Origin of the sequence: Okeania sp. SIO3B5 (genome assembly GCF_010692555.1) — a bacterium.
GTDB lineage: Bacteria > Cyanobacteriota > Cyanobacteriia > Cyanobacteriales > Microcoleaceae > Okeania.
Genome location: NZ_JAAHHG010000590.1, coordinates 1 through 5,929 on the forward strand (window position 1 = coordinate 1; position 5,929 = coordinate 5,929).

Annotated in this window: 3 protein-coding genes; 2 read left to right on the forward strand and 1 reads right to left on the reverse strand. The window is 35.1% G+C overall.

Going from position 1 to position 5,929, the window contains the following annotated elements:
- Positions 1 to 540: 540 nt before the first annotated feature.
- Together F6K54_RS38845 and F6K54_RS38850 are read left to right on the forward strand one after the other, a co-directional pair.
- Positions 541 to 1,311, forward strand: coding sequence for a class I SAM-dependent methyltransferase (locus tag F6K54_RS38845; RefSeq protein WP_293089492.1), 771 nt, complete (start codon positions 541 to 543; stop codon positions 1,309 to 1,311).
- Between the two features lie 1,516 nt (positions 1,312 to 2,827).
- Positions 2,828 to 4,546 carry an alpha/beta hydrolase gene (locus F6K54_RS38850; protein ID WP_293089493.1) on the forward strand — a complete coding sequence of 573 codons (1,719 nt, stop codon included), beginning with the start codon at positions 2,828 to 2,830 and terminating at the stop codon, positions 4,544 to 4,546.
- Positions 4,547 to 5,081: 535 nt separating this feature from the next.
- Here the strand turns inward: F6K54_RS38850 and F6K54_RS38855 are convergent.
- Positions 5,082 to 5,522 (reverse strand): helix-turn-helix domain-containing protein, encoded by a 441-nt coding sequence (locus F6K54_RS38855; protein WP_293089495.1) that lies wholly within the window; start codon positions 5,520 to 5,522, stop codon positions 5,082 to 5,084.
- Between the last annotated feature and the right edge of the window lie 407 nt (positions 5,523 to 5,929).

Genomic DNA, 5,929 nt, shown 5'->3' on the forward strand with positions numbered 1-5,929 from the left:
AGTAGGGTTTAAAGGAATAAGATATTTTGGATTAATGCCTATAATCCTTACGAACATTACTGAATCATTATTATTACTTAATAACTGAAGTTCCGTTGGAAGTATAGCATTATTTTTGGGAATTGGTATAACAAACAAAAAACACTGCTAGCTAAACACGGTAGCGAGGCACCCCTGGTATTGGGGATTAGCAAATACAATTGCTGAGTATCAAGAAACCAAAAAACGCCCTATAAGTATTCAACCGGACATGATATAATCTCTGTAGGGATGTTTCATTAGACATCTCCTCCAAATGAGGGAGTAGGGAGTAGGGAATAGGGAACCCACCCCTCGCCCCTCCCCCTCCGGTGGAGGGGAAGAATTGATAATTTCTTTGGGATAATTGATTTTATTTTTTATTATTGGAGATGTCTATTGAATGTCCTTAAACTCTTTTTCACGGCTATGTCTAATATTTTTGTTTAATTTATATGCCATGATTTGATAAATGAGTTAAAGTTATTCAAAGTAATATTAGTTAAGGTATGCTGAGATCCAATGAACCCACTAAATCGGTTTTCTGATCGAGCCAAAGATTACGCTCAGTATAGACCAAATTATCCAAAAGAAGCGATCGCTTTAATGATTTCTGGATTTGAAAATCCTTCTGAATTAGTAGCAGCAGATATTGGAGCTGGTACAGGAATTGGTTCTAGAATGTTAGCTGAACAAGGTATTAATGTAATAGCTATTGAACCAAATATTTACATGAAAAATGCTGCTCAATCTCACCCTTTAATAGAATTTAGACAAGCAAAAGCAGAAGCGACTAATCTTCCTAATGAATCAGTTGATTTAATAACTTGTTTTCATGCTTTTCATTGGTTTAATCTTGAACCTACTCTACAGGAATTTCACAGAATTTTAAAACCATCTGGCAAATTAGCTCTTTTATGGAATAACTGGAATAGAGAAGATGGATTTACTAAAGAAAATAGTAACTTAATGAAGCAGATATCTAAACATCATCCAAACACTAAAAAAAAGCTAGGCTTTTCAATTGCTTCTATAGAAAAAAGTTCCTATTTTGTCAATTTCCAACATTCAACATTTGCTCACAGACAAGAGTTAGATTTATCAGGATTAATAGGTCGTATTATGAGTTCTTCATCAGTGCCAAATCAAGGTTATGAACGAGAAGAAATTACGGCAAGTTTGAAAGCATTATATGAGCGATGGGTAGATCAAAAAGGTCTAGTTTATTTAGTATATCGTACAGAACTATATGTCGCTGAACCCAAGTTAATAATTACTCCAAATCAGTTTTGATATCAAATCCGCTTAATTAGGGCTTGCTGATTAAATCTCAAAGTATTGACTGATATTAGTATTAGCCTTTTTTACCTTGAAAAAAGTATTTGGTTTTCAGCCCTTCACGCTCAAAAAGGAGGGCATTTTGGGGCGGTTGCGAGGCAGAAAAATCACTCTTGCTATAATGAACGACAATCTTCTCTATAGAACCCATTTGAGATCTATATAATTGTGGTAGTCAAGTCTTTTCGCGCATCAATTTTGAGAAAAAATCATCTGAAGGAGTGTTGAATTTTTTGTACTATCTCTCCCCACATATTCCCTCTTCCCTCTTACCTCCTGTCTCCTGTCTCCCCCTCCTGGGAGGGGCTAGGGGTGGGTTGTCTCCTGACTCAAGGCTAAAAAAACTTGATATTTATGAAGATACGGTTAGGGGTTCTATAACTCCCATTTCTCCTGACTCTTAACTACTCCCTACTCCTTACCTAAATAAAAAGACTTTATTCAGAAAACCCTAATTACAGTATAGATCCTATCAAAGAAGTAGGGGAGTAGAGGAGAAATTGAAATAAATCCTAGATTGCCAGTATCTTATAAAGCTAAGTACATAACCGGATTTCATATAATATCATGTCCGGTAGCATCGGAGCGTGCATAAAATTAAGTTGACACTCTTGAGAAAACCTTCTGCCTCCTGCCTCCTGCCTCCTGCCTTCCTTCCACCAAAGTCTAATTATTCAACCGGACATGATATAACTATGATCTTCAAAGTGATCCTCTCTCCTCCTGATGAGGTAATCCTGACTTCTCCGTCGTTTATTTATAAGTATTCAACCGCACATTATATTATTTCTATTTCTGCTCAAAAAAATAACTTTGAACCTAGAGTCTGATTGTTTAGAGAAAAGAGTGCAAAATTTGCTAAATTTTTCTATTTTTCTAATACGCTTTTAGCAATATATGCAAATTAAATGTTCAATTATTAATTGAATATTTTTATTGATTTTATTATAAATTAACGAAAAAAATTAGTATCAAACGATGCAAAAAGTAAATTAACACTCTGACATACTGAATTATAGTGTTTCCAAAAGCACTTTCAACAATTAATAATTAATAATGAATAATTAACAATTACCTCTCCTTTAAAACGGATAAGATTGACTCAAAGGAAAATTTTTCTTCTGTTGTTCGATTGGATATGGCGAGGAAACCTGCTCTTGACAGAGCTGCTCTGCTTTATATGTTCGGAGCAAAACGCCATCCCTCGACCGCTTTTATCCCCTACAAAATTTTTCGGTAATTCACAAATAAAACGTTAGAAAAAGCAGTAAACATTTTTTTCTACAAACCTGAATTAATCTCAATTAGTTATATATAATTATCCCTCCAATCGAGTAATAATTTATTAGGGGATAGTGTATTCATTTGTCTAGTATTAACAATTTTATGGTTAGTATGTTTTCTCGAAAAGCAAAAAATGCTACTGAAAAATTATTAATTAATCCCAAGAGTAATTAGGAGTAATATAATAGTGAAAAATAAAGTATTTTCAACAAAAAAAGCAAACAAAAAAAAATGCGTTTTTTCTGGCTTTAATCATTGGTTTAAATCTCTAACTCTAAGTATAATTCCTGCTCTTTTAACTACTTTACCAGTAAATGCAGCCAAGCAGGTTTCTATTGGTCACAAAGGTCTAAATATTTTTATTCCTGTATCAGCATTAGAAAATTATGCCAAAAGTGGAGAAATTAGCTATGAATTAGCTAGTTATATGCTACTTTTAGAAGCTGAAAAAGAAGATAAATATCGGGAACTATTACAAAACCGCTATAATTTTCCTCCTCAGATAGTCTCTCAATTTATCAACTCGCCTATGGGAGAATTATTACTCAGAAATTTAGGGCAAGTAATCAAAACTTCATCAAGTTCTGAAAATGAGAATTTAACTGCTGTTGAAAATGGTGCTGAAGAAATTAGAACTGCTTTATTAAAGGCAGCTAATGATACTAACGGCTTAACTATCATGAATTTTATCCGTCATTTTCCCAGTGATACGATATGGCTGGATACAAAAGAAATTTTGGCTGTAACTGAAAAAATCACTGCTGTACAAGAAGACACAAAAACTTTTATAGAAACTGTAGCAAATATCACACAAACAGAAGCTTACAGAGAAGAAAAAATAGATTTTTCTCGGTTACCAGATATTAGGAAAAAAGGACAATATAGCTTTTCCAAGCAACAAATTATCCTGGCAGATGAAGGGCGCGATCGCCGTTTTTCAGTACAACTTTATTTACCCAATATCTCTTCAACAGAAATATCAATTCCTGTAGTAGTAATTTCTCATGGTTTAGGTTCCAATGGAGCTAATTTTGAAAGTTTAGCTAAACATTTAGCTTCTTATGGATTTGCTGTTGCTGTACCTCAGCACCCAGGTAGTGATTATAAATATACCCAGAAATTTTTAGCAGGTAAAACTAAGGATATGTTCCATGGCAATGAATTTATTGACCGTCCCTTAGATATTTCTTTCTTATTAAATGAATTAGAGCAGTTAAATCAATATCAATTCCACAATCAATTAAACCTGAAAAAAGTAGGTATATTTGGTCATTCCTTTGGTGCTTATACTGCTTTTGCTTTAGCAGGTGCAGAGATTAACTTTCAGCAACTAAAACAAGACTGTGGCCCACAAATGGAAGTTTTGAATATGTCGCTACTACTACAGTGTCGTGCTTTGGAATTGAAAGCTCAAAAATATAATTTGAAAGATGATAGAATAGCAGGAATATTTGTACTCGATCCAGTCAATAGTAGTTTATTTGGAAAAGCTGGTTTGAGTCAGATTGAGTTACCTGTGTTGTGGGGAAGCGCGAGTGAAGATAAAATTACTCCTATTGTTTTAGAGCAAGCAAACTCTTTTACTTGGTTGACAACTCCTGATAAATATTTGGTCTTAACAGAGGGAGCAGATCATATCAATATTGATTTTGAGGCAATTAGAGAAAATAGTTTCACTTCTCTAGCAGAGTTAATTCAACCAGATCCAGAAGTAGTCAATGGTTATGCTAACGCTTTTGGTTTAGCATTCTTCCAAACTCATGTCGCCGATCGCCCGGAATATAGTTCTTATTTGCAAGCATCTTATGCTCAGACTATCAGCGAACAACCTTTTAATCTGAGTTTGGTGCGGTCTTTATCACAGACTCAGTTAAGTAAAACATTGAAACAGGCAAGAAAAAACTAATTGAAACGATATCCGGTTGGGTATCTAAAGAGTGGGGTGTGAGCTATAGGAAATAATATGAACAAACCTAAATCATTCCCCACATTATGACTATAGCAATACAATTTCAGACATCACGGTAAGAAAATTTTGGCCTGCTCTACATGAATGCGCAATCAGTTTTTTGATTGCCTATTGCCTGAGTAATATCATGTTCAGATAAGAGCGCGATAGAACTCCGTTCCGCTTACGCGACCAAAAAAACTTTCTTCCTTTCCTCCTCTTTATTCTTGCTTCTTTCTTCATTTCTTCCTTCCTGATATCAAATCCGTTTAATTCGGTATAAAAAAATATTCCATCTTCACCCAGAGCGGAAAGAATTCTGACTTCTCTTCCCTTCTAAATTCTGAATTCTGGATTGCAGAATTGCTGAATTCTGATTCACTATCTTATTACACCGATGCTACCGGATTTGATATGACTCCTGATTCCAGACTCCAGACTCCTTCATCGTTAATTTATAAGTATTCAACAGGAGATGATATAAAGCACCATACTACTTATTTTTGGTGAGTTTACTTTTTAACTGATATCTAACCGTGGAATAAACTGCTTTGTAGGAAGCATTGATATCATATTCTTCTTTCAACCATTTTTGAATTTCTCCATAACTCTGAAAACCATTATCGGGGTCGTTAAGTCGTTTTTGTAACCCATCTCGTGCTGCTGGTGGAATTGCTGGTTTGCGCCCCCCACTTTGTTTTACCTGCAATAACCCCGATAATCCTTCTTTACGATATTGTCTCAACCACCTTTGCACTGTAATCCGATTTACCCCTAAAGTAACTGCCAATTCTTTGACAGTTGACACTTGACCAATTTTAAATAGATATAGTGCCTGAATCTTCTGAAAGCCACTTGCAGTTTTTTGGCCATTTAGCAACGTTTTCAGTTCTGGCACTGTTTCTGCAATTTCTATTTTACATACCCCGGCCATATTTATTTCCTCTCAAGTCCATACTGCTGTTCCGGTCTAAAATCTTTATATATCATATCTGTAGCATACAAAAAAGTAAATTATTCTGATATTTTCTTTAGACTTCTTGCAGAAGTCAGGGAATAGGGAATAGAGAATAGGCAATCGCACCGCTATTACCTGTTTTCCGAATTACTCTAGGGTTTGCTGATTAAATCTTAAATAATTACCAGATAAAGGTTTTAGCCTTTTTAGGTATTGAAAAAGTACATGGTTTTCACCTCTTCATGCTCATGCATGGAGCGCATTAAAGAGCGCATAGTTGGGCAAAAAAATTCTCCCCTACTCCCCTACTCCCCTACTCCCCTACTCCCCTACTCCCCTACTCCCCCGCTCCCCTACTCCTTAAATTTGATATTTAATCAGCA